General features: G+C 66.4%; 25 protein-coding genes, 3 tRNA genes, 1 pseudogene and 1 riboswitch. Of the genes and pseudogenes, 17 read left to right on the plus strand and 12 right to left on the minus strand.

Annotated features, from left to right (window positions below; translation table 11 throughout):
• Positions 1–406, plus strand: a pseudogene (locus VFV09_13135) (ice-binding family protein).
• Between the two features lie 1403 nt (positions 407–1809).
• Here the strand turns inward: VFV09_13135 and VFV09_13140 are convergent.
• Positions 1810–2964 (minus strand): winged helix DNA-binding domain-containing protein, encoded by a 1155-nt coding sequence (locus VFV09_13140; GenBank protein ID HEU4868657.1) that lies wholly within the window; start codon positions 2962–2964, stop codon positions 1810–1812.
• A gap of 61 nt (positions 2965–3025) precedes the next feature.
• Between VFV09_13140 and VFV09_13145 the strand changes: the two genes are divergently transcribed.
• Entirely contained in the window at positions 3026–3997 is a 972-nt protein-coding gene (locus VFV09_13145) for a YafY family protein (GenBank protein ID HEU4868658.1), read from the plus strand.
• On the opposite strand, the gene VFV09_13150 is transcribed toward VFV09_13145, so the two are convergent.
• Complete coding sequence (locus tag VFV09_13150; GenBank protein HEU4868659.1) at positions 3994–4785, minus strand: DUF427 domain-containing protein; 792 nt, start codon at positions 4783–4785, stop codon at positions 3994–3996. The two genes, VFV09_13145 and VFV09_13150, sit on opposite strands and share 4 nt — an antisense overlap.
• Before the next feature lie 123 nt (positions 4786–4908).
• Here VFV09_13150 and VFV09_13155 point away from each other — a divergent pair, with 123 nt between their 5' ends.
• The 3 genes from VFV09_13155 (at position 4909) to VFV09_13165 (ending at position 7318) form a co-directional block, all read left to right on the plus strand.
• Complete coding sequence (locus VFV09_13155) at positions 4909–5988, plus strand: alpha-hydroxy acid oxidase (GenBank protein ID HEU4868660.1); 1080 nt, start codon at positions 4909–4911, stop codon at positions 5986–5988.
• Positions 5989–6037: 49 nt separating this feature from the next.
• Complete coding sequence (locus tag VFV09_13160; protein HEU4868661.1) at positions 6038–7033, plus strand: nitronate monooxygenase family protein; 996 nt, start codon at positions 6038–6040, stop codon at positions 7031–7033.
• Between the two features lie 78 nt (positions 7034–7111).
• On the plus strand, positions 7112–7318 hold the full coding sequence (locus VFV09_13165) for a hypothetical protein (protein ID HEU4868662.1): 207 nt from the start codon (positions 7112–7114) through the stop codon (positions 7316–7318).
• Between the two features lie 45 nt (positions 7319–7363).
• On the opposite strand, the gene VFV09_13170 is transcribed toward VFV09_13165, so the two are convergent.
• The gene (locus tag VFV09_13170) at positions 7364–7513 is read right to left on the minus strand and encodes a hypothetical protein (GenBank protein HEU4868663.1); all 150 of its coding nucleotides are present in this window, start codon (positions 7511–7513) and stop codon (positions 7364–7366) included.
• Positions 7514–7841: 328 nt separating this feature from the next.
• A riboswitch (cyclic di-GMP riboswitch) is annotated at positions 7842–7919 on the plus strand.
• Between the two features lie 16 nt (positions 7920–7935).
• On the opposite strand from VFV09_13170, the gene VFV09_13175 reads away from it, so the two are divergent.
• On the plus strand, positions 7936–8526 hold the full coding sequence (locus tag VFV09_13175; GenBank protein HEU4868664.1) for a hypothetical protein: 591 nt from the start codon (positions 7936–7938) through the stop codon (positions 8524–8526).
• A 108-nt stretch (positions 8527–8634) separates the two neighbouring features.
• Positions 8635–9240: an RNA polymerase sigma factor gene (locus VFV09_13180; protein HEU4868665.1), complete on the plus strand. Its 606-nt coding sequence runs from the start codon at positions 8635–8637 to the stop codon at positions 9238–9240.
• Here VFV09_13180 and VFV09_13185 read toward each other — a convergent pair.
• Positions 9217–9687 (minus strand): nucleoside 2-deoxyribosyltransferase, encoded by a 471-nt coding sequence (locus tag VFV09_13185; protein HEU4868666.1) that lies wholly within the window; start codon positions 9685–9687, stop codon positions 9217–9219. The genes VFV09_13180 and VFV09_13185 overlap by 24 nt on opposite strands.
• A gap of 134 nt (positions 9688–9821) precedes the next feature.
• Here VFV09_13185 and VFV09_13190 point away from each other — a divergent pair, with 134 nt between their 5' ends.
• Positions 9822–10508 carry a GAF and ANTAR domain-containing protein gene (locus VFV09_13190; GenBank protein ID HEU4868667.1) on the plus strand — a complete coding sequence of 229 codons (687 nt, stop codon included), beginning with the start codon at positions 9822–9824 and terminating at the stop codon, positions 10506–10508.
• Here the strand turns inward: VFV09_13190 and VFV09_13195 are convergent, their stop codons facing one another.
• The 4 genes from VFV09_13195 to VFV09_13210 form a co-directional block, all read right to left on the minus strand.
• On the minus strand, positions 10509–10715 hold the full coding sequence (locus tag VFV09_13195) for a hypothetical protein (protein HEU4868668.1): 207 nt from the start codon (positions 10713–10715) through the stop codon (positions 10509–10511).
• A 120-nt stretch (positions 10716–10835) separates the two neighbouring features.
• Positions 10836–11576 (minus strand): GAF and ANTAR domain-containing protein, encoded by a 741-nt coding sequence (locus VFV09_13200; protein HEU4868669.1) that lies wholly within the window; start codon positions 11574–11576, stop codon positions 10836–10838.
• A gap of 19 nt (positions 11577–11595) precedes the next feature.
• Positions 11596–12291 carry an ANTAR domain-containing protein gene (locus tag VFV09_13205; GenBank protein ID HEU4868670.1) on the minus strand — a complete coding sequence of 232 codons (696 nt, stop codon included), beginning with the start codon at positions 12289–12291 and terminating at the stop codon, positions 11596–11598.
• Positions 12292–12440: 149 nt separating this feature from the next.
• Positions 12441–12514 (minus strand) — tRNA-Arg (locus VFV09_13210).
• Positions 12515–12594: 80 nt separating this feature from the next.
• Here VFV09_13210 and VFV09_13215 point away from each other — a divergent pair.
• Positions 12595–12668, plus strand: a tRNA-Pro gene (locus tag VFV09_13215).
• 1 nt (position 12669) lies between these two features.
• Here the strand turns inward: VFV09_13215 and VFV09_13220 are convergent.
• Positions 12670–13080: a VOC family protein gene (locus VFV09_13220; GenBank protein ID HEU4868671.1), complete on the minus strand. Its 411-nt coding sequence runs from the start codon at positions 13078–13080 to the stop codon at positions 12670–12672.
• A 170-nt stretch (positions 13081–13250) separates the two neighbouring features.
• A complete protein-coding gene (locus VFV09_13225; protein HEU4868672.1) occupies positions 13251–13646 on the minus strand; it encodes a nuclear transport factor 2 family protein in 396 nt (131 codons plus the stop codon).
• 161 nt (positions 13647–13807) lie between these two features.
• On the opposite strand from VFV09_13225, the gene VFV09_13230 reads away from it, so the two are divergent.
• From VFV09_13230 to VFV09_13250, 5 genes are all read left to right on the plus strand, one after another.
• A tRNA-Gly gene (locus VFV09_13230) sits at positions 13808–13878 on the plus strand.
• 62 nt (positions 13879–13940) lie between these two features.
• A complete protein-coding gene (locus VFV09_13235) occupies positions 13941–15314 on the plus strand; it encodes a M20/M25/M40 family metallo-hydrolase (protein HEU4868673.1) in 1374 nt (457 codons plus the stop codon).
• Positions 15315–15347: 33 nt separating this feature from the next.
• On the plus strand, positions 15348–16463 hold the full coding sequence (gene thiO, locus VFV09_13240) for a glycine oxidase ThiO (GenBank protein HEU4868674.1): 1116 nt from the start codon (positions 15348–15350) through the stop codon (positions 16461–16463).
• The gene (gene thiS / locus VFV09_13245; GenBank protein HEU4868675.1) at positions 16460–16663 is read left to right on the plus strand and encodes a sulfur carrier protein ThiS; all 204 of its coding nucleotides are present in this window, start codon (positions 16460–16462) and stop codon (positions 16661–16663) included. Before thiO ends, thiS begins: the two co-directional genes overlap by 4 nt.
• Complete coding sequence (locus VFV09_13250) at positions 16664–17434, plus strand: thiazole synthase (GenBank protein ID HEU4868676.1); 771 nt, start codon at positions 16664–16666, stop codon at positions 17432–17434. It abuts the gene before it with no gap.
• Here VFV09_13250 and VFV09_13255 read toward each other — a convergent pair.
• Positions 17431–18123: a hypothetical protein gene (locus VFV09_13255; protein HEU4868677.1), complete on the minus strand. Its 693-nt coding sequence runs from the start codon at positions 18121–18123 to the stop codon at positions 17431–17433. The two genes, VFV09_13250 and VFV09_13255, sit on opposite strands and share 4 nt — an antisense overlap.
• A 330-nt stretch (positions 18124–18453) precedes the next feature.
• Between VFV09_13255 and VFV09_13260 the strand changes: the two genes are divergently transcribed.
• The 3 genes from VFV09_13260 to VFV09_13270 are packed head-to-tail and all read left to right on the plus strand — an operon-like array spanning position 18454 to position 22036.
• Positions 18454–20619: a hypothetical protein gene (locus VFV09_13260; GenBank protein ID HEU4868678.1), complete on the plus strand. Its 2166-nt coding sequence runs from the start codon at positions 18454–18456 to the stop codon at positions 20617–20619.
• The gene (locus VFV09_13265; protein ID HEU4868679.1) at positions 20620–21522 is read left to right on the plus strand and encodes a DUF72 domain-containing protein; all 903 of its coding nucleotides are present in this window, start codon (positions 20620–20622) and stop codon (positions 21520–21522) included. It begins immediately after the preceding gene.
• A 10-nt stretch (positions 21523–21532) separates the two neighbouring features.
• Positions 21533–22036 carry an N-acetyltransferase gene (locus tag VFV09_13270; GenBank protein ID HEU4868680.1) on the plus strand — a complete coding sequence of 168 codons (504 nt, stop codon included), beginning with the start codon at positions 21533–21535 and terminating at the stop codon, positions 22034–22036.
• On the opposite strand, the gene VFV09_13275 is transcribed toward VFV09_13270, so the two are convergent.
• On the minus strand, positions 22033–22413 hold the full coding sequence (locus tag VFV09_13275) for a rhodanese-like domain-containing protein (GenBank protein HEU4868681.1): 381 nt from the start codon (positions 22411–22413) through the stop codon (positions 22033–22035). The genes VFV09_13270 and VFV09_13275 overlap by 4 nt on opposite strands.
• Positions 22414–22449 lie beyond the last annotated feature (36 nt).

A 22449-nucleotide genomic window follows, 5' to 3' on the forward strand; every position in this document is an offset into this window, starting at 1 on the left:
CGTCACGGCTTACGTCGACGCTGCCGGCAGAACACCCGTCACCACCGTCGGCACCGAGCTCGGCGGCCAGGTGCTGACCCACGGCATCTACGACTCGGCCGCGGGAACCTTCGGCATCACGGGAACCCTCACGCTCGACGCCGAGGGCGACCCCAACGCCGTCTGGATATTCAAGGCGGCCTCAACCCTGATCACCGGCTCAGGGAGCAACGTGAACCTCATCAACGGCGCCAGCCCGTGCAACGTCTTCTGGGTGGTAGGCAGCTCGGCAACCCTCGGCACCGCCTCGACCCTTCGGGGGACGATCCTGTCCCTTGCTTCGATCACGATGACCACCGGCGCAACGCTGGAGGGTCGGGCGCTGGCCCGAAACGCAGCAGTGACCCTGGACACCAACACCATCACCAACGATTGTGCAGGGGCCGGCCCGGGCGAGCCCACCGTCACCACACAGGTGTCCGCTGCCCAGGTGACGGTCGGCGGCGCCGTAACCGACACCGCGACGGTGACCGGCCTGGCCGCATCGCCCGATCGCGGCAGCCTCGTGTTCTCCGCATACGGCCCCAACGACCCAACCTGCGCCGGCCCGCCGGCCTACACCTCGGACGCAATCCCGGTCACTGCGGCAGGCAACGGCCTCTACACCTCGTCGCCGGCGTTCACGCCCAGCGCGCCCGGCACCTATCTATTCGTAGTCGATTACAACGGCGACTCGGTCAACGACGCCTTCGCCACTACCTGCGGAGCCCCCAACGAGACGGTTACCGTCATCGCCGCGCCCGTCGTCGCGCCCAGCGTCGCCGTTACAAAGACCGCCGGCCCCGGCACCCTGCCCGAACCCGGGGGTGTCTTCACCTTCACCGTCGGAATGACCAACACCTCCGCTGCGCCGATAACCATCTTGACTATCACCGACAACGTCTACGGCAACCTTGCCACCGCCGCCGGCTCCACCTGTAGCACCCTGATCGGCGACATCCTGGCCCCCGGTGCGGCGGCGTCATGCACCTTCACAGGCACCTTCAACGGGAACGCGGGCGACACCGAGAACGACACGGTTACTGCGACGGTCGGCGGATCGGGCGGGCAGACGGCCACCGGATCGGACGAGGCGACCGTCTCGCTCACCGACGCCCTGCCCTCTCTAACGGTGAGCAAGACCGCAAGTCCGGTCTCCCTGCCCGAGCCCGGAGGCAACTTCACCTTCACCGTGGTCGTCACCAACACCAGCGTCGAGCCGCTCCGGATCACCTCGATAACCGACAGCATCTACGGGAACCTGGCCACCCTGACCGGCTCCACCTGCGGCGCCGGAATCAACATGAGCCTCGCCGCGTCCCCGGGACCGAACAACTCCTTCACCTGCAGCTTCACGGTGGCCGCGATCGGTAGTAACGGGGCGCAGGAAACCGACCGGGTGACGGCAACCGGCCGGGACGACGAAGGCAACACCACATCCGGCTTCGACGAAGCAACCATCACCATCACCGCTCCGCCCGCCGGCCCGGTGATCACCCCGCCGGTGGTTCCGATTGTCCCGAGGATCCAGGTGCCGGCTGTTGTCACCCCGGTCGCTCCGGCGGCGCTGGGCGTAATCACCCCTCCGGCCGTCGCCGCCCAGACTCCGGCTCCAACCGCCGCGCCAGCGCCCGCAGTGGCAGCTCCGTCCCCGGCGGCGCCGGCCAAGGCGCTGGTCCGAACCGGCACCGACACCCTTCCTCTGCTGGGTCTGGCCTGCAACCTGATCGTCTTCGGCTTCCTGCTGCTGAGCCCGGCAGCGAACCGCCGCCGTTACTCGAGGTCGCACACCTAACTCACGAACTCAACCTCGAGAAGGCCGGGTTCCGCAGTACCGGTCAGGAAGGCCAGCAGGCGTTGACCCTCCGCTGCCAGCTCCTCGGCTTCGTCGTCGGAGATCCGGACCATCGGCTGCAGCAGGAGGGTGGGGCGGCCGTCACGTAGCTGCGCCTTCCAGGTTCCGGAGAGGAACCCGTCCACCGAGAACATCGACCAGCTGAGCGGAAGGTTCTGCGGGGGCAGAGGCCCGGTTGCGACGTTGCGGTTCTCCGTCGCCAGCCAGGCGGCGCCCATCTTCCCCCGAAACTCCTCCGGCGCCATGCGGGAACGATCGGCGTGGGAGATGAAGACGTTGTCGTACTCGGGGAAGAACCTCGGCGGCGCCGGGGCCCCCGGGTCGGGACGGGGAGCGTCGGGGAGGTCGAAGAGCTCTTTGCCGTTGGCATCCCGGAACGTGACCAGCTGAGGCCGCAGGCGCTCGACCACCTCCTTTAGCTTCGTGATCCCGCACCACTGCCGGACATCGGAGACTGTCGCCGGCCCGAAGGCGGCGAGGTACCTGAGCACGACCTGGTCGATGGAGATCGCGGCTCCCGGGTCCGGGCCGGTCCAATGCTCGGTCAAGGCCCACCGGGCCTGGGCGCTTTGGCCCCACACGCCGCGGGGGGTCACCTGCACCGCCGGGATCAGAGGCAGGACGTACTGGAGCGCGTCCGGAGCGTGGTCCGGCCACCTTTCTGCGAGCAACGCCTTGACCTCGGCCCTGGTTCGCGGCTTCTCCCGCAACAGCTCGAGTGCATCGTCCCTCACGCCGTCCAGGTCGTCGCCCAGCCTGCCGGCGAATGACCTGCCCCGGTAGGTGCGGTCGAACCACGGCTGCATCAACGGACGGAGCGCCAGAGCGTCCCGGGCGGTCACCAGGTGGATGGTGCCGCGCATCAGGCCGCACCTAACCACCTTGCGGTCGAGCATCAGTTGGGCCAGCTCGTCGGGGTCGAATCCTTCGATGCGGGACCACAGACCGGTGTATGGGTCGCCCGGAACCTGGGCCTGCTGGCCGACCAGATGCTCGACGACCTCGACGGCCGGCCGTTCCACCCTTTTGAGAAGCATCTGCCGTTCGAGTGTCGCCCGGTTCAGGGCCCGGGCGTCGAGCACTTTTGTCATGGTCCCAAGCTACCCCCGAACGAGGTCAGAAGCTGACCGCAATTGGTGCAAGAATTCCTTCATGAGCGACACGACATCGAGGATCCTCCGCCTCTTGTCCCTGCTGCAGACCCATCGCGACTGGTCGGGCAGTGAGCTCGCCGGGCGCCTCGAGGTAAGCCCCCGAACGATCAGGCGGGACATCGACCGGCTGCGGGAGCTCGGCTACCCGGTTTACGCCAGCGCCGGGGTCGCCGGCGGGTACCGCCTGCAAGCCGGCGCATCCATGCCGCCGCTGCTGCTGGACGACGAGGAGGCGGTGGCCATCGCCGTCGGCCTGCGCTTCGCAGCCGGCGGATCGGTCGCCGGCATCGACGAAGCATCGGTGCGGGCCCTCGCCAAGGTCGAGCAGGTCCTCCCCTCCCGCCTGCGCCGGCAGGTGAACGCTCTCCAGACCTACACGGTTCCCATGACCTACGCCGGCAACTCCGGCCCGACGGTAGACCCGGACACCCTCATCTGCATCGTCCAGGCCTGCCGGGACCTGGAGCGGCTGCGTTTCGACTACACGGCGAAGGACGGAGCCGACACCAAGCGGCTGGTGGAGCCGCACCGCCTGGTCTCCGCCGGGCGGCGGTGGTACCTGGTGTGCTGGGACGTCGACCGCCACGACTGGCGGACCTTTCGCGTGGATCGACTGAGTGCCTGCGAGACCCAGGGCATCCACTTCCACCCCCGTGAGCTGCCGGCCGAGGACGCAGCCGCCTACGTCCAGAGCGCCATTGCCTCCACCTACACCCGGTACCAGCTGGTGGTGCGGCTGCACGCTCCGCTGACCGAGCTCGCCGACAAGGTGCGTTCTTCCGACGCCCAGCTGGAGGAGGTCGACGAGAACACCTGCATCCTGCGGGCAACCGGCGACTCCCTGGAGTGGCTGGCCGCCTGGATGGGTTGGTTCGGGGTCGACTTCGAGATCCTCGAGCCCCCCGAGCTGATCGACTACGTTCGGAACCTGGCGGCCCGGATGGAACGGTCCACCGGCAACGGGAGCTAGGCGAAGGGTGAGTCCCGGCTGTCCTGCCTGACCCCGTCGACGTAGACGTCGACCAACTCGGAGTAGAAGGCCACGTGGTTGGCGATCAAAGAGCACTCCAGCCGGGGAAACGGGTAGCTCCAGCAAACGTTCTTCTTTCCGTCCGGAACAGACCAGTACTGCGTGGCCTTGCCTTTGTAGGGACACATGCTGGTGTGATCCGACGGAGTCAGCCGGTCGAAACGCACATCCAGCTTGGGGATGTAGTACCGAACCGGCAGGTTGGTCTCCAGCAGCATCATGGGGCGGTTGGTCTCAGCGAGGGTCACGTCGCCCACCAACACCCGGACGTGCTTGGAGCTGCGAAGCACCTCAACGCGGTGGTACGGGTCCCTGGCGTGGCCGAAAACCTCCTCTTCCTCCTCGAAGATCGTGTCCATCCGGGCCCAGTACATCCCGATCAGCTCGCTGAGGTCCGGGCACCCGTCCGGCGATTCTTCGTAGGAGAAAAGAGCCTCCTCCACGGTACGTGACTCCGATACCACGGCCCACACAGTGGCCGGGCCCTTCCGTCCCGCAGGCCGGTCCGACGCCTGGGGCTTCAGCAACTCCATACGGACGTCGTCCTTGGGGACGTAGACGACGGGGAGGTAGCCGGCCTCGAACATGATCTGCGCCCGGTTGCTGTCCACGACAAGCTCACCTGCTGCAAAGGCGCGGACCCGTTTGGGGGTGGGTTCGAGCCGGATGTCCTCGGGGCCGTAACGCATATGGGGGATCTGCATCTCCTCCAGGAGGAACCCGCTCATCGATGCACCACTCCTACGACCTGCGCTCCAACCATCCCGGCCTCCCGTGTAGACATCAGAGCCTTCCGGTGTAATCCACGGAACCGCACATTACAAGACGTCGTTGCGAATATTCTTGGCTACGTGAAACCATCCGAGCTTCTCAACGTCTCCGATTTCGGCAGGGCAGCCGAAGAAGCGCTGCAGCACGACGTCTTCGACTACTACGCCGGCGGGGCCCTCGACGAATTCACCCTGAGGGACAACGTCGACGCCTGGCAACGATTGAAGTTGTATTACCGCGTGATGGCAGGGGTCGGCGAGATCGACCTGGGCACGACAGTTCTCGGCCGGCGGGTCTCGATGCCGGTGCTGGTCGCCCCGACGGCGTTTCACAAGCTTGCCTGCACGGTCGGAGAGGTCGCAGCCGCCCGGGCCGCGGGCCGCGCCGGGACCGCCTTCTGCCTGAGCTCGCTATCGACCACCGCTATGGAGGATGTCTTCGCCGAAGCCTCCAGCCCCAAGTGGTTCCAGCTCTACATATACAAGGACCGGGGGCTGACCCGGGAACTGATCGCCCGGGCCGAGGCGGCCGGGGCGGAGGCCATAGTCCTTACCGTGGACGCGCCGGGCTGGGGGAACCGGGAACGGGATGCCCGGAACGCTTTCCGCCTGCCGCCGGGCATGACCGTTGCCAACGTCGCACCGGTCGGCAAGGGCGAATTCCCGGAGGTCGAAGGATCCGGCCTGGCAGCCTACGTGCGAACCCATTTCGAGTCGGCGCTGAGCTTCGACGACCTGGACTGGCTGTGCGCCACCACCGACCTGCCGGTGGTGGTCAAAGGCGTATGCCGGGGAGACGACGCCCGGCGCTCGGCGGAGCAGGGCGCAAAGGCGGTGATCGTCAGCAACCACGGCGGCCGGCAGCTGGACACCGCCCCGTCGACGTGCGACGCACTCCCCCACGTGATCGACCGGGTGGGGGAAGCCTGCGAGGTCTGGGTCGACGGCGGCATCCGCCGGGGCAGCGACGTCCTGAAGGCTCTCGCCATGGGCGCCGGGGCCGTGTTGGTGGGCCGCCCGGTCCTCTGGGGCCTCGCGGTCGACGGCGAGGAGGGGGCGTTTACCGTATTGGAAATCCTGCGCCGCGAACTGGAGGAAGCGATGCTCCTGTCTGGTTTCGCCACGACGGGCGAAATCGACCGGGCGATCCTTAACCCCTGACGCCAAATCGGCTCTGGATGGAGCCAACCTGCGGTGCTAGGTTGGGCCCATGGCAAGCGTCCTCCGGACCCTTCTATGCGACCTGTTGCAGATTGAGGTTCCCGTAATCCAGGGAGCGATCGGCGGCCCCTGGGATGTGTCGTCGCAGATGATAGCGGCGGTGTCCAACGCCGGAGGCCTGGGAAGCATCTCCGCCACCCTCAAGACGCCGGAGCAGATCGAGCGCCAAATCAGCGAGGTCCGGCAGATGACCGACAAACCCTTCGCCGTGAACCACACCCGCCGGCCTTTCAACGAGGAGGCGTTCCGGGCGACGCTGGCCGCGGCTCCGGCAGTCATCTCTTTCGCCCAGGGCGATCCGGGGGACCTGGTGGATCGGGCCCACGACGCCGGCGCCAGGTTTCTGCACCAGGTGGCTACTGTCGCGCAGGCGCGCATCGCCAACCGGGCGGGAGCAGACGTAATCATCGCTCAGGGAGGAGAGGCGGGGGGATTCGGAGGGTCGATCGGGACCATGACCCTGGTTCCCCAGGTGGTGGACGCCGTCGCACCGACGCCCGTGGTTGCGGCCGGCGGGATTGCCGACGGTCGCGGTCTTGCGGCCGCCTTGATCCTGGGGGCCGCGGGGGTCAACATCGGCACCCGTTTCCTGGCATCCGTCGAGTGCGCAGTCAGCGAGGAGTGGAAAAGCCTGATCGTTGCTTCCGAATCGGAGGACGTGGTGAAGATCAACTTCGCAGAGTCCGTCGTGCCGCCGATGACCGAGGGAGGGTGGCCGGCGATCCCACGATCTCTCAGGACCGAATTCATCGATGAGTGGAATGCCCGGCTGCCCGAGGTCGCCGAAAACGCCGGGCATCTGAGGGCCGAGCTCGGTGAGGCAATGCGCAGCGGCTTGGCTCACCGGCTCATCCCGCTGGCGGGGCAGACTGCGGGACAGATTGCCGAGGTTCTCCCCGTGGCCGAAATCATGCAGCTTCTGGTCGGCCAGGCGGAGAGCGCCCTTTTGGGGTGGCGGCGAGATGCCGGAAGCATGGATGCGTAGCCCGCTCCCGTCGTTTTGCCCATCCAGGGAACGGGTAGCTACAAACAAGGAACATACCGACGACTGAGGAGGCATTCCATGGTAGAGGAAGCCAAAGACGCAGCGGGCGACCCGGTAATCACTCCCAAAGGCCGGCACCGCCCAGAGGGTATGGGCGTAGACGTGCCCGACGACATCGAACTCCCGCACGGCATTACGGATACCCAGACCACGCCCAAAAACGACCCGAACGTCGAGTTCGGCGGAGACGGCAAGTCGAGCCAGGCGGTCCCGGGAACCGTTTAGATCTCAAAGCTCCACAGGCCGCCCGCAATGCGGGCGGCCTTTGGTTTATGCGGCCTTTTTGACCTTCTTGTTGACCTTCTTGGCGGCCTTGTCCTTCCTGGCTTTTTTCCTCAGGTCCTTCACCGCCTTGCGGGCCTTCCTCAAGGTTTTCTTCGCCTTCCTCAAGGCTTTGTTGCCGCCCTTCTTTCCGGACATGGGGCTTCCTTTCTTCCGTTGATTGTTGGGTTCCTACCCCAATCGCCGAAGGCCACTCCGGCGGGTGTTCCCAGGTCGCATCCAAAAAGAAGTTTGTAGGGAGTATCCCTCCGGGCCGGTCCGGCGGTTACTGATACGAGATGAGAAAAATCCAGAATTCCCACATCACCTTTGATCGGCTGATCGACGGTAAGGCCCCCTCCGCCGATTCGCCGGCCGACGGCCTGTCGCTATTTGTCGAACAGGCCAAGAGGGTCGCCGCCATCGCTCCCAGCCCGGCTGCCGAGCAGGCTCATCTGAAGACGATTCTGGAGCAAGCTCATCTTCTCGTAGACAAAGGCGAACCGGCCGCGAGACCGGCAAGCAAAGCCACCGGGCCTGAGATTCAGGCGTCCGGGCTGCCAACACGAAGGAGGAAAGTGGTGCTCAGCTCTTTGTTCGGTTCACTCACAACCAAGCTGGCTGCCGCCGGAGTGGCGGTCATGATGACCGGCACCGGCGCACTGGCAGCAACGGGAAGCCTTCCCGACGCCGTGCAGGACAAGTTTGCAGTAGCCGCCGAGGTGGTCGGGATCGACCTCCCCACCGGGGACGACGAGGTCACCGACACCGAAACCGACGGCACGACCGATGACGGCACCGACGGCACCGACGGCACCGAAGGCACCGAAGGCACTTCCGGCAAGAGCTCCAGCGACGACGTTCACGCCGCCCAGGACGCAACCGAGCCCGGCCCCGAGCGCGGCAAAGCGGTCTCCGAGGCCGCTCGCCAGAAGCCGGCCGGCGAGTCCGACCCCGACGTCGACGAGTCCGATGCGGATGTCGACGAGTCGGACAACCAGACCAGCGCCGCAGTTCACGAAGCAATCGAGTCCACCGAGCCCGGCCCCGAGCGTGGCAGGGCGGTCTCCGAGGCAGCCTCCGGCAAGAGCCGGGGCGGCGAGGACACCGACTCGGAAGAGTCTGAGGAGGAAACGGAGTCCCCCGCCGGCGAAAAGACGAACAAGAAGTAATCCGCTAGCTACGCTAGCCAGATGAGTTTCAAAGGAGGGCAACGCCCGCTTCGCCAACCAGCCCGCCATCTACGGCAGTCACTTTCCTGTCGGTGGAGACTTCCGTAGATGGCAGTTGGCGAGGGCTTCCCCGAAATTCTGAGAGCCGCTCAGCTTGGAGCTGAGTGGGCTTGGCGCACCCTGTACCGGGATCTCGCACCGGCAGTCACCGGATACCTTCGTCTGCACGGCGTCGGCGAGCCCGAAGACCTTACCGGCGAGGTGTTCGTCCAAATCGTACGGGGCTTGAGCGGCTTCACCGGCGACGAGATGCAGTTCCGCTCCTGGGTGTTCGTGATTGCCCACCACCGCATAGCGGACGAGAGACGCGCCCGTACCCGCAAGCCCTCCGCACCCGCCGAATTCCAGGCCCTGGAGCAGGTGGCGCCAACCGGCAACGCCGAGGAGGAAGCCCTCGGCCGGCTTTCGGTCGGGGAGATCCGCCGGGTCCTGGACGCCCTGTCGGACGACCAGAGGGATATCATGCTTCTTCGGATCGTCGGAGGACTGACTCTGGAGGAGACCGCCGGGGTTGTCGGCAAAAGGATCGGATCGGTGAAAGCGCTTCAGCGCCGGGCGATCGCCACCATCCGGAGGATGGGCCTGGTCAAGATGAGCGCCGCTCCGGGCAAGCTGACCACCGAGCTGGGACTAAACAGCTCCGCCGGCCGGTAGGCCCGAACAGATCTCAGCCAGAAGGGCGATAGCCTCGTCGAGCGACGAGGTGATCCGGCCGCCGCTCACCCGGATGAAGTACTCGACCTGAAGGTTGACGACGGCCCCGGCCTCTCCGGTCTGCCGGATGTCCGTGCGGTAGCCGACCACCGGCCGGCCGAGCGCCGCGGCGTACCCGATCTCGGCGGCGGTGCCGCTGTCCACGTCGGTTCCGTCGAGCACCGCCAGAACTGCATGCGCCTTCTCGATCATCCGAGCGTTCTTCTCGCCGATGGCCATCGGGTCTACCGGCTCGTGGACATCTGAGCCCGGCGAAAGCTGCCACGGGTCCAGGACGGCGAAGCCCGCCGCAGCCAGGGCGGCGAGAAGCTCGGTTTCGTAGAAGAGCCGCGTGGGAACAGAAAATCCCAGAGGGCTGGCGACGTAGACACTCCCGCTTGCAATCAAATCGAACGGAAGCCTAGCCGATCGATTTTGGAGCCCGATGAACTCGCCTGTCGCTCTGCGCCTATGATGTGTGATGAAGGAAGGATTTCCCGACAATGTCCACGGAACGTTTGCTCGCTAAGACCTTCGTAGAGTTGGCCGATACCCTGGTCGCCGACTTCGACGTGGTGGACTTTCTTCACACACTCGCCAACCGAACGGCGGAGTTGTTTGAGGCCGCCGAAGCCGGGGTGATGCTGGGAGACCAGCGCGGGGGCTTAAGGGTAATGGCCTCCTCCAGCGAGCGGGCTCGCCTTTTGGAGCTGTTCGAGCTCCAGAACGAGCAGGGCCCCTGCCTGGACAGCTTCAAGTCGGGGGAACCGGTCAACGTGGAAGACCTCCTGAAGGAGAGCCGCTGGCCGCTGTTCACTGCCGAGGCAACCGAAGCGGGATTCCGATCGGTTCACAGCCTTCCGCTGAGGTTCCGCTCCGAGGTCATCGGTGCGCTAAACCTGTTCCGAGCCACGCCCGGCCTTCTGGCGGCGCACGAGCTGGCAGGAGCGCAGGCGATGGCGGACATCGCCACGATCAGCATCCTGCAGGAGCGGGCGCTGCGAGAGGCAAAGGTACTGGCCGACCAGCTCCAGCGCGCTCTCAACAGCCGCGTGATCATCGAACAGGCAAAGGGGGTGCTGGCCGAGCGGGCACAGGTCAACCTGGACGATGCGTTCAACATGCTTCGCAGCTACGCCAGGAACCACAACCGGCGGCTACACGATGTCGCTACCGCCGTCGTCTCGAGCCTGCTCAGCATCGAGGACCTGAAAAAGCACGGCTCTTAGCTACTGGGCCGGGAGGATGGAGCCGACCTCCGCCTCGAACGAGGTGGCGAGCTTTTGTCTTGGCTTCGGCCAGTCGCCCAATCCCAGAGGTTCCAGCAGGTACTGGGCGATCCTCGCGCTCGGATTGCAGAGTCGAGCAAGCAATAGATCGTCTGCTTCGTGGACTGGGGCGTTGAGGTCTGTGCCCTGCTCGTCGTTTGCCGGCATGCTGCCCCCCAATCGATTCGGTTACCCAAACAACCGGGGTCCGGGGCAGTTGCGCCTGAAGGCGTGCCTGAATTGTACTCCTGACAGGACGTGGCAACAAGGGGCCAATCGGGGGGGCGGTTAGCCCTTCGACGGTGCCCCGGTCGCGCCGAGGTCTGCCATTACGAGCCTGCTCTCGATGAACGCTTCTGCGACCTCCCTGAGCCTCAGGTGGTTGCTGCGGGCGTATCGGCGGAGGATCTCAAAGGCCTCGTCCACTCCGATCTGCGCCCTCTCGGACAACACTCCTTTGGCCTGCTCGATCACCACCCGGCTGTTCAGGGCGGACTGAAGCTGTTCTGCCAGGATCCTCGCCTCTGCTATTGCGCGTTGCTGGAGGATCCCGATGGTCGCAACGTCGGCCATCGCCTGGGCCGAGACCAGGTCGTCGGCGCTGAAGGCTCCGGGGGTGGTCCCAAAAAGGTTGAGCGCGCCGATGACCTGGTTCTGGCACCGGAGCGCCAGCGCATGCACGGAGCGGTAGCCGGCGCGGGTAGCTTCGGGAGCGAACATCGGCCACCGGTCGAACTCGCTCTCCAGATCGTCTGCGACCGAGGGCTTGCCGCTTCGGAAGCATTCCAGGCACGGGCCCTCCTGGTTCTGGATCTCGAAGAGCTCCAAAAGGCGGGCCCGCTCGCTGGAGGACGCCACGACCCGCAGCCCGCCATCGGGTCGGACCAGCATGATCCCGGCTTCAGCCGCATCGAGAAGCTCGGCACACCTCAGGGCGAGGGTGCTGAGAAAGTCCACCACGTCGAAGTCCTGTACCAAGGTGTCGGCAAGCTCGACGAAGGTGCGAACCAGTCGTTGGTCCTCTCTCATCGCACCCCCTCCTTCCCGGCTAAGGCTGCGCGGTTAGACGGAGCCGCCGGGCGATGACCTCCTCGGCCACCTCGAAGATCGTCAGCTCGTTGGCAAAGGCGTACCCGCGGATGCGGGCCAGGGCGTTGGCCATGTCCGACTCGATCTGTGCCGCCACCATCCCGGTTGCCTGGTGGACCCGCGCCCGCTCGGCGAAACGGTCCGACAGCGGCCAGTGGAGGGACCCTTCCGCCTGCAGGTCGATGATGTCCTGAGTTGCGACGTCGGCCAGGACCAGAGCGTCCGACAGTTGGCCCTTGGAGAGCCACCCCGGCTCCTTTCGGAAAAGGTTCAGCGCTCCGAGGCGGATGACACCGATCTGGAGGGGATAAGAAAACACCGCTGAGATCCCCAGTTCCACCGCTTGGGGCGCGAAGAACGGCCACCGGGAGCCGGCCTCGGCCAGGTTTGGCTCCAGGGCGGGGCGTCCCAGCCCGTGTGCGTCCAACGCCGGGCCCTCGCCGAGCGCGAACTGGAGGTCCTCCACCGTTTCTGCCAGCTGATCGGAAGCCCATACCGCCCCCAGCTCGGACTTGGTCATCAAGGTCAGGCCTGCGGCGTCGACCCCGAGCAGATGAACCCCGGCAACACAGACCCGCGCCGGATAGGTTGCGGGGTCCGGGTCCCCGGCTGCGCTGACTGCGCCGATCACTCTGGCGAGACGCTCTGCGTCCACGTGATGCCCCCGAACGAGTTTTCAACGGCTGCTCCCTCTTTTCTTGGGGAGACTGGAGCGGCGCCATCGGGTCCAGGGTGAGCGCTTGCTGGATGAATAAAAGGTGGTTAGGTAACCATCCTACCGCCACAGCGGCGGTACCTTACGAGTGCGCCCGGGAGGACTTGAACCCCCAACCTGCCGGGTAGAAGCCGGCTGCTCTATCCAGTTGAGCTACGAGCGCGGTGTCTTAAGTGTAGAGGCTGGCGCCCACCCCCCTCATTGTGGAACCGACTTCAGCCTGCGTCGGTACACTGAGGGTTACGGGATGTAGCGTAGCTTGGTAGCGCGCGGCGTTTGGGACGCCGAGGTCGTCGGTTCGAATCCGGCCATCCCGACTCAGCCGGCAAAGTCCTCCGCAGTCATGCCGTCGGGATGGCCGGCAGGCCACTGGACCAGCTCAATCCGGTTCCCGTCGGGGTCGACAATCCACGATGTGAAAAAGTCGTCTGAGCCGTGTGAGGCCGGCTCCTCGGCTTCAACGCCAAGGGTAGCGAGCTTGGCGGTCGCGGCTTCCATTGATTCGACCTGGATGACCAGGTGGCTGAGTCCGGTGCCGGGGTTCGGGTGGTTTTCCGGATCGTAAACGAGCTCGATGGTGACGAAATCGTCCCCCGGGAGTTTGAGCATGACCAGCTTGCCCAAGGGGGTTTCGGGGACGGTGCCGAGGACCTCGTAGCCGACGGACTCGTAAAACTTGAGCGAGCGGTCCAGATCGGCCACCCGCAGGCCGATGTGCAACGTCCTCATTCCGTTCTCCCACGCTCGTGCTCGCCCATCGCCCAGTCGGTCACCCAGGGGCCGAGACGCCGTCGAGGGTCATCTGGGTCGAGATGATCAGCCTTCCCATGGGTTACCTGAGGTTGTTGGTCTTGTCAGGACCGAGTGCTTCGGCTGTGTGATTTCGGTACTAAAACTGCCTAGTCGGCCCAGAATTCGTCGAAAGCGTAAAGATCGTCCAGGTTCGACCAAAACTCCGAGAACTTGCCGTCTTTTACGTGCCAGACGTGAACATCGTTCGAGTTCAACGACTTACCTTTTCTTTCCCCCGTGAGCTTGACAAGGGCGACGCCGTGCTCGTCGTTGGCAAGCAGGTCGTGGATCTCCAGCTTGAAGGTTCCCCCGGTGTGCTCCATAAGCTTTTGGAAGAACCCTCCGACCTCCTGTTTGCCGTTGTAGTCTCCGGCGACTTTGTCGTTTCGGCCGGGGGCGTGCCACCTTATGTCGTCGGTGAACAGCCCCATAACGGTTTCGATGTCACCTCTCCCGAATGCCTCGTATCCCTGCCTGAGCGCTTCCTCGTTGGGATGAGCCATGCCGTTCTCCTTCCGGGCGATTGGAAGTTCCTAGCTCAATTCTAGGCGTACTCGACCTCCCAGCCTAGCCCCGGCCGGGGAGTTATGCACTTGCGGAGGGTGACTTTGGGGCGGGAGCCACAGCGTGCGGACCCATGCCGGTAGACTAGGTTTCGAACGTCGCGGGCGTAGCTCAATGGTAGAGCTCCAGCCTTCCAAGCTGGTGGTGCGAGTTCGATTCTCGTCGCCCGCTCTGTTGTCGAGCCCCGGCCCCCGAAGGGTTGCGGTCCCGGTTCGGCGGTTAGGATCATTCGCATGACCGAACGCCAGCGAATCCTCGACGCCGTCTCCAGGTACTCCGACCGCTTTCTTGCCCACCTCACCGAGGCCTGCGCCATCCCCAGCGTGGCCACCGAGGGACAGGGGGTCGAGATGATGGTGTGGCTCGAAAATCGCTTGCTGGAACTGGGCGCCAAGGTCTCCCGGCTGTCCGTGCCCGGGTCGCCCGAGGCGATCCTCGGCGAGTTCGTCGGCGCCGACAGCACCCGCACCCTGATGATCTACGACCACTACGACGTCCAGCCGGTAGACCCGCTCAACCTGTGGATCTCTCCTCCGTTCGAGCCGGCAGTCCGGGACGGCAGGCTGTACGCCCGGGGCGCCGCCGACAACAAGGGCGACCTGATCGCCCGGCTCTGTGCGCTGGAGGTCTACCAGGAGCTCTACGGCCAGCTCCCCTACACGGTCAAGTTCCTCATCGAGGGCGAGGAGGAGAACGGCAGCGTCTACTTCGAGCGGATCTGCCAGGCGTACGCCGAGGAACTGAAGGCCGACGACTGCGTCTGGGAAGGCGGCTGGATGGACCTCGACGGCCGGCCGGAGATGTACTACGGCTGCAAAGGCCTTCTTTACATCGAGCTGCGTTACAGGGCGCTGACCGGCGACCAGCACTCGTCGATCGCCGTGTACGCCCCCTCGGCCGCCTGGCACGTCCTCAAAGCGGTCAACTCGTTGAAGGACGACAAGGGAAACATCGTCATCGAGGGGTTCCACGACAAGATCGTCCCGCCCGGCCCGCGGGAGGAGGAGCTCATCGCCAGGATTCCGTTCAACGAGGAGGCGATGAAGAAGCGCCTTGGCATCACCGAGTTCTACAAGGGGTTGACCGGCACCGACCTGAAGCACGAGCTGCTCTACGCCCCCACTGCGAACATCGCCGGCTTTGAAACCGGCTACACGGTCCCCGGGGGGCAGAAGACCGTCCTGCCGGCCGAGGCCATGGCCAAGGTGGACTTCCGTCTGGTGCCCGACCAGGACGGCACCGAGATCGCCGGGTTGGTGCGCAAACATCTGAAGGACAAGGGCTTCGGTGACATCGAGGTCAGCGTGATGAGCCACGAGAACCCGTCCCGGTCCCCGCTGGACTCCACGCTCGGCCGGGCTGCTGAGAAGGCCGCCGAAGGGTGGTTCGAGGACCCGGTCACCATCTACCCGTACATGTGGGCCACCGGGCCGATGTTCCCCATCGCCCAGGGCCTCGGGATTCCCATCTGCTCGCCCCCGGGGGTCGGGCGCCCGGACTCGAACCTTCACGCCCCCAACGAGCACGTTCACATCGACGATTTCTACGACATCATCGGCTACACCGTCGCCTACCTGCGGGAGTACGGTCAAACCGACCCGGTTTAGTGCCTTGTGGCACCAGCGAGTATTTTTGATGGAGTGAACTACGACTCCATAATCGTCGGCGGCGGGATCATCGGGCTCAGCATCGGCTGGCGCGCCTCCCAGCTCGGCCTGTCGGTTCTCATCCTCGACCGGTCCGACCCTCCGGACGCGGCATCGACCGTCGCCGCCGGCATGCTCGCCCCGGTCACCGAGACGACCTTCGGCGAGGACGACCTGCTCCGGCTGAACCTGGAGGGTGCCCGGCGCTGGAAGGGGTTCGCCGAGGAGCTTTCTTTCGCCGCCGGGGTCAACCTGGCCGACCACCGGCGCGGGATCCTGCACACCGCCCTGGACCGCGACCAGTCCGAAGCCCTCTCCCGGCTCTACGAGTACCAGCAGGAGCTGGGGTTGGAGGTCGAGTGGCTCTCCTCCATGGCGTGCCGCCGGCTGGAGCCGGCCCTGCACCCCTCGACCCGGGCCGGGATCCTCGCCGGGGGCGATTGGGCCGTGGACCCCCGGGCCGTGCTGGAATCTCTGCGGACCGTTTTGAAGGCTTCCGGGGCGGCCATCCGTCACGGTGTCGAGGTGACGAAGGTCACCGGAGGCGCCCAGCCTTCGGTCGCCCTGGCAACCGGTGAGCTGCTGGTGACCCGCACCGTCGTGGTGGCCGCCGGGCCGTGGTCCGGCCTGGTGCCGGGCGTTCCCGCCGGCATCGCCAAAGCGATACGGCCGGTGAAGGGTCAGATCCTGCGCCTGAATCCCTCGGCGTCGCTACCCGCGCCGATCAGCCACGCCGTCCGCAGCGAGGACGTCTACCTGGTCCCCCGCCCGGGGGGCGAGGTCGTCGTGGGAGCCACGGTTGAGGAGAAGGGCTTTGACACGGCCCCGACCGCCGGGGGGGTCTTCGAGCTGCTCCGGGCGGCCGACGAGCTGGTGCCCGGCATCCGCGAGATGGAGATCGGTGAGGTGGGCGCCGGCCTCCGCCCCGCCACTCCCGACAACGCTCCCCTGCTGGGTCTGATCGAGCCGGGGATTGCGATCGCCACGGGCCACTACCGCAACGGCGTGCTGCTGGCGCCGGTGACTGCCGACGGCATCGCCGAGCTGCTCGCCAAGGGCGAGCTGCCGCCCGAGCTGGCTCCGTTCGACCCCCACCGGTTCGCCCGATGAAGCTCAAGCTCAACGGTGAGGAGCACCGGTTGAGCGCCGGAGCGTCGATCCCCGACGTCCTTGGCATACTTGGATTCGAGGCGGCACGCGGCGTGGCCGTCGCAGTCGACGGTGAGGTGGTCCCCCGGAGCGAGTGGGGAGAGTTCGCCCTCTCGGACGGCATGCGGGTAGAGGTTCTAAGAGCGGTTCAGGGAGGTTAGGTGCGCGAGAAGCTGCAGATCGCCGGACGGGTCTTCCAGTCGCGCCTGATCTTCGGCACCGGCGGCTTCACCAGCCTGCAGGTGATGGGGGACGCCCTTAAGGAGACCGGCGCCGAGATGGTCACGGTCGCCATGCGGCGGGTGGACCCGGTGGCCGGCGGGTCGATCCTGGACGTCATCGAGGCGGCCGGATGCGACGTCCTCCCCAACACCGCCGGGTGCTTCACCGCCGCCGACGCAGTCCTCACCGCCCGGATGGCCCGGGAGGCCCTGGGGACGGAGTGGATCAAGCTCGAGGTGATCGGCGACGACCGCACCCTGCTCCCCGACGGCCCCGAGCTGCTGGCCGCCGCCGAGACGCTGGTCGACGAGGGGTTCATCGTGCTGCCCTACACCAACGACGACCCGATCCTCGCCAAACGGCTGGAGCAGGTCGGCTGCGCTGCAGTCATGCCGCTCGGATCGCCGATCGGCAGCGGGGCCGGAATTCGCAACCCCTACAACCTGGCGATCATCCTGGAGAACGCCGGCGTGCCCGTGGTGCTGGACGCCGGTATCGGAACCGCCTCGGACGCGACGATTGCGATGGAGCTGGGGTGTGACGCGGTGCTGGTCGCCAGCTCGATCTCCCGGGCGAAGGACCCGCTAAGCATGGCGCGGGCCATGCGGATGGCGGTCGAGTCCGGCCGGCTGGCGCACGAGGCGGGCCGAATCCCGAAACGCCTGTTCGCCGAGGCTTCCAGCCCGACCGAGGGCGTCGCCGAGTATTAGCTCTTCGTCCAGCCCTTTGCAGCCTTGAGCTCCCGCTTTACCTTCTTCCAGTCCGACGACTTCGTGCTCAGCAGGAAGTCGGTGACTATCTGCCCGATGCCGATCACCACCAGCAGCCAGGTCACCCACGCGGGCAGGTCCAGCGAGCGGGCCGCCGGGATCAGGGCAAAGGGGAGGATCTTGGTGACCACGGCGCCGCTGGCGTGCATGACCGCCCGCTGCGTGGGCGGGACCCTCAGGTAGGTGGCGTAGTCCAGCTTCGCCCCCGGACGCGGCGGCGGGGGCCCCCCGAGGAAGTAGTAGGTGAAGCGCATCCCCATCGCCCGGCCGACCGCCCAATGGGCGAGGCTGTGGGTACCGACCTCGAGGGCGCCCAGAGCGCCGAGGAAGACTACGGATCGCACAAAACGGTTGTCGATGCCCTCGGCGAGCACCAGGGCGGCCACCCCGGCCGCGGAGGCCCCGGCGAGAATCGCCGTTCCGGCAGCGGCGGGAACCCGGAGCTTCACCCCGTTCTCGAACGCGGTACGGTCGACGGCTGCGATGCGCTCGGCGTACCGATCGGCCAGAGAGAAGTCTCTGCGGGCCGCGCCGACCGCTTTCCAGAACCCCGTGCCGTCCAGAGGAAGACCCCGGGCGACTGCCGCTTCGGCCCGGTCGAGTACCCGCTCCATCGATTCCGGCGTCATGAGGCTCCTCCGCTGTTAAACGTTTGATTTAAGCGTATGCTCAAATCCGGGTCCGGTCAAGCTGTGTCTCAGGAGTCAACAAGTAGTAAAGAGAGTCCGATTGAGGCAATTTCCGCTAGAATGGCGAGCGTGACGGGCTTCGCAACAGGGATGATTGCGGGCGCGCTGTGGCTCGTGTTCTTTATTGGACTCGGCTTGACTGCCCGTAACTCCCCCGGTCATCCCTTCAAAAGCATAAAAAGGTTCCGGTCTTCGACCAAGAGCCTTGACCTCGACGTGCCCAGTGCCCTCCAACCCCCCGCCCCTTCAGGGTCCTCCGAGGTGCGCATCATGAACCCCGGCGCCACCCCCGCCAGGACCACCGGCGAGTGGGAGCAGCCTCGGGCCGCACGGGACGGCGACCCATGGGACGAGCCGAAGCCGAAGTCGACCAGGCAGTTCCAACGCCCAACCCTTAGGCCGGTCCCCGACCTGCCGGAGCCTACGGTCCTGATCGACCCCGCCACCTTCTTCGAGCCGGACCATCCGCGTTCCCGGCCCCGCCCGGTTCGCCAGGAGTCGCCCCCGGTCTTCGAAGACGAGCGCCAGTTCCAGCCAACCCTGATCGAGACTGAGCACCCGGCCTTGGCGCAGGCTTCGGCCCGCACCGGGTCGGGCGGATTCGGCGGCGGTGAGATGGGCGGGGGCAGGATGAGCCACCAGTCGATGATGTCGGCTTCGAACAAGCCTCCCCAAGGCCCACCCGAGCCCGCGCGCGGACCGGACCCGGGCTACCCCACCTCTCCGGGCTTCGCACCTGAATCGTTCCCGCCACCCGACTCCGGTCCGCCCGCCCCGCAGGCCGGGCCGTCGCTGCCTGCTTTCCCCCCACCCGCCCCCTTCGAGGAGCCCAAATCGGGCCGCTTCGGCAAGAAGGGCCGCGCCAAGCCGGAGAAGGCGCCGAAGCCCGAGAAGTCTCCCAAGCCCGCAGCGGCAGCTCCGCCTCCCGCCGCCCCGGCGCCGTTGGTGCCCCCGGCAGCCGCCCGGGAGAAGCCCAAGAAGGAGAAAAAGGGCCTGTTCAAGCCCCCCAGGCCGAAGGAAGCACCCCAGGCCGCCGTCCCGCCGCCCCCCGTTCCGCCCAAGCCGGTAGCGCCGCCCAAGCCGCGCTTCACGGCCCCGTTCAACTACACCCCGCCGACCTCAGCGCCCCCGGCGGCACCGCCCAGGTACCCCACCACCCCGGCAACCGGGCCTGCCAACCGTTCGCCATGGGCACCCCCGGCGTCCTTCAGCCCGCCCGCCACACCTTCGTTCGGCAACTGGGGTCCCAAGGCGCCCGAGCCGGCACCCGAGCCGCCGGCGCAGTCCGGGCCGGCTTCAACCCCGCCCGGGCAACCGTTCGTGCCGCCCGCCTCGCCCTTCTTCGGCAACGGGAACGGCCACGGCAACAAGGTCCCGGAGGACACCGCCCTCGAGTCCGGGCAGTGGCCGTTTGGCTTCAACGCAGCCGGCGCCTCCGACACCAGCGCGCCGAACCGAGATCCTGAGCTGCCCGCGTACATCGAGCTTTCGATGTTCCAGGACCCCACCTCCGCCGACGACATCGCCGCCGAGCAGGATTCGGAAACCGACCAGCCCGAGGCTGAGGCCGAAGAGGTCGCAGAGACCGGCGGCGCCCAGGAGGCGTGGCTGGCCGACGACGCATGGCCCGCCCCGAAGGAGTCCCGGCGCAGGTGGAAGCGGGATCCGTGGCCCACGGAGGACATCCCGCCGGTCGAGGAGACCCAGCTCCTCGAACAGCACTGGCCGGAAAATGCCCCGGAGGCCGAGGAGGTTGCGGTAACCGACTGGACCTCTCCCGACACTCCCTGGCCCGGTGAGACCCGCCGGCCGGCCGAGCCGTCCTGGGCCGCCGAACCTCCGGAAGCGGAGTCGCAGCAACCCCCGCCCCAGTGGGGAGACGAGCCCTGGCAGCACGAGCGTCCATCCGCCCCCGAGCCGGTCGCCGAACAGCAGTGGACCCACCGCGAGCCCAGCGCCGAACACCCCGCGACCGACCCCTGGGGCCAGGAACACGACCGTCGCGCCGCCTCGCAACAGCCGGCTCCCGAACCGTGGGGCCGGGAACCCGAACCGGAGCCCGCGCAGCAGGCACCCGAGCCTTGGAGCCGGCAGCCCCAGTTTGCCCCCGAAGCCCCCGCCGAGGACCCCTGGGCCCAGGCGCGGGTGCGTGAGGTCGAGCCGGTCCGCGCTCCCGTGGAGCCGCCGGAACACCGAGCGCCGGCCGAGCCGGAGCCTGCGCCCGAACCCCCCTCGAACGGGCGTCAGATCTTCGTCGACGACGAAGAGGACTGGAAGCCCCTCAGCATCGACCTCAACCTCGACGAGGACAAGCCTGCGCCGAACCCGGTTTTGGAGGCCGCCGCCCGGCTTAAGGCCGCCGAGACGGCTATCAAGGTAGAGAACGGGCTGGCTTACGTGCTGGTCGACGACGAAGGCCGTCCAGTCCTCCGCTGAGTGCCGGGTTCCAAGAACATCTTCATCGGGACCGCTTCCTGGACCGACAAGACCCTCATCGAGAGCGGGAAGTTCTATCCGAAGGAGGCGAACAACGCCGAGTCCCGCCTCCGCTTCTATGCCGACAACTTCCCGATTGTCGAGGTCGACTCCACCTACTACTACCCGCCCTCCGATCAGGCGGTGGACGCCTGGGTGAACCGAACGCCCGACGAGTTCACGTTCCACATCAAGGCCTGGTCGTTACTCACCAAACACCCGACCCGGCCCAACTCCCTGGCGCCCGACCTCCGGGAGACCGCCACCGAACGCAAGGGCAAGTTCCTGTACGCCAGCCACCTGCCCGACGAGACCATGGACGAGGTCTGGCGCCGGTTCGCCGCATCCCTCATGCCGCTGCACTCAACCGGCAAGCTCGGGGTTATCCACTTCCAGTACCCCGAGTGGTTCATGCCGGGGACCGAGAGCCGCAACTACATCGTCGAGTGCCAGGAGCGGCTGCACAACTTCCGGATCGCCGTGGAGTTTCGTAATTCGCTGTGGTTCGAGGAGCGAAACCTTCAGAGGACCCTCGAGTTCCTCCGAAGCCACGACATCCCGGTTACCAGCGTCGACATGCCGCAGGGCTTCCGCTCCAGCATGCCTCCGGTGGCGGCGGCAACCGCCAAGGACCTGGCGTACGTCCGCTTCCACGGGCGCAACACCGAGCAGTGGGACAAGCCGCAGGAGATCGCCACCCCGCGATTCGCCTACAAGTACACTCAGGAGGAGTTGTTGCCCTGGGTTCCGAAGCTCAAAGAGCTGGCGAACCAGGCGAAGGAGGTTCACGTGCTCATGAACAACTGCTACCAGGACTACGCGGTCCAAAACGCCCGCGACCTGGGCGAGCTGCTGGAGGAGTAGGGCCATCGGCATTCGAGCTGAGAACGGTTGGGACCACCCCGAAACTCGCCGCGTGGTGACCGCCGCCTTCGGGCGGAGAGCCGAGGCAGAGCTTGTCGACAAGCTGCGGGACACCGACGGCTTCGTCCCGCAACTCTCGTTGGTTGCGGACAAGTCGGGGGTCATTCTGGGGCACGTCATGTTCACCCACGTAACCCTTGAATCGGACCCGCCGGCGAAGGTCCTGGCCCTGGCCCCCGTCTCGGTCTACCCGGCGTTTCAGAAGCGGGGCATCGGAAGCGCTCTGATCAGCAGGGGGCTGGCGATCGCCGAGGAGCGCGGCGAGCCGCTGGTAGTGGTCCTGGGGCACCCGGAGTACTACCCGCGCTTCGGGTTCGTGCGGGCGAGCACGCTCGGCATCACCTCGCCCTGGCCGGACATCCCCGACGACGCCTTCATGGTCAAGACCCTAAGCGCCTACCGGGAGGATATGAAGGGAACCGTGAGGTACCCCCCGGAGTTCGACGAAGCCTAGTTGACCCACTTCCCCTCGAGCGGATAACCCGCGTCCTCCCAGGCAACTATCCCGCCGGCAAACCGGCGCAGGTTGCGGTAACCCCGCTCCTCGAGATGTTTGTACAGCTCCGAGCTTGCCCGGCACGACGGGTTTGAGCAGTACACAACTATCTCGTCGTCGACGGAGAGCTCCCGGACGGCCTCCTCGACGGTGTGCAGGTGAAGAGAGCCCGGAATGTGCTTCGCTTCGAACTCCCAGTTTCCCAAAGCGTTCACAAGCTTGAAGTGGTCGCCTCGGACCAGCTTCTCCCGCAGCTCCTGCGCGCCGATCACATTGATCCCCTCGTCTTCCTGCGCGCCTGAAACGACCTCTGCCGCCGTGCGAGGTTCGGGCATCAAGCCACCTTCTTTCCGCGCAGACGGGGGACGTAG

The organism is Actinomycetota bacterium, from assembly GCA_035759705.1.
Classification (GTDB): domain Bacteria; phylum Actinomycetota; class CADDZG01; order JAHWKV01; family JAHWKV01; genus JAJCYE01.

Bases quoted from the DNA above. Each gene is read 5' to 3' on its own strand.
- VFV09_13140 (HEU4868657.1), bottom strand. From the start codon at position 2,964: ATGACAAAAGTGCTCGACGCCCGGGCCCTGAACCGGGCGACACTCGAA.
- VFV09_13145 (HEU4868658.1), top strand. From the start codon at position 3,026: ATGAGCGACACGACATCGAGGATCCTCCGCCTCTTGTCCCTGCTGCAG.
- VFV09_13150 (HEU4868659.1), bottom strand. From the start codon at position 4,785: ATGAGCGGGTTCCTCCTGGAGGAGATGCAGATCCCCCATATGCGTTAC.
- VFV09_13160 (HEU4868661.1), top strand. From the start codon at position 6,038: ATGGCAAGCGTCCTCCGGACCCTTCTATGCGACCTGTTGCAGATTGAG.
- VFV09_13165 (HEU4868662.1), top strand. From the start codon at position 7,112: ATGGTAGAGGAAGCCAAAGACGCAGCGGGCGACCCGGTAATCACTCCC.
- VFV09_13170 (HEU4868663.1), bottom strand. From the start codon at position 7,513: ATGTCCGGAAAGAAGGGCGGCAACAAAGCCTTGAGGAAGGCGAAGAAA.
- VFV09_13180 (HEU4868665.1), top strand. From the start codon at position 8,635: ATGGCAGTTGGCGAGGGCTTCCCCGAAATTCTGAGAGCCGCTCAGCTT.
- VFV09_13195 (HEU4868668.1), bottom strand. From the start codon at position 10,715: ATGCCGGCAAACGACGAGCAGGGCACAGACCTCAACGCCCCAGTCCAC.
- VFV09_13200 (HEU4868669.1), bottom strand. From the start codon at position 11,576: ATGAGAGAGGACCAACGACTGGTTCGCACCTTCGTCGAGCTTGCCGAC.
- VFV09_13220 (HEU4868671.1), bottom strand. From the start codon at position 13,080: ATGAGGACGTTGCACATCGGCCTGCGGGTGGCCGATCTGGACCGCTCG.
- VFV09_13225 (HEU4868672.1), bottom strand. From the start codon at position 13,646: ATGGCTCATCCCAACGAGGAAGCGCTCAGGCAGGGATACGAGGCATTC.
- VFV09_13235 (HEU4868673.1), top strand. From the start codon at position 13,941: ATGACCGAACGCCAGCGAATCCTCGACGCCGTCTCCAGGTACTCCGAC.
- thiS (HEU4868675.1), top strand. From the start codon at position 16,460: ATGAAGCTCAAGCTCAACGGTGAGGAGCACCGGTTGAGCGCCGGAGCG.
- VFV09_13255 (HEU4868677.1), bottom strand. From the start codon at position 18,123: ATGACGCCGGAATCGATGGAGCGGGTACTCGACCGGGCCGAAGCGGCA.
- VFV09_13260 (HEU4868678.1), top strand. From the start codon at position 18,454: ATGAACCCCGGCGCCACCCCCGCCAGGACCACCGGCGAGTGGGAGCAG.
- VFV09_13275 (HEU4868681.1), bottom strand. From the start codon at position 22,413: ATGCCCGAACCTCGCACGGCGGCAGAGGTCGTTTCAGGCGCGCAGGAA.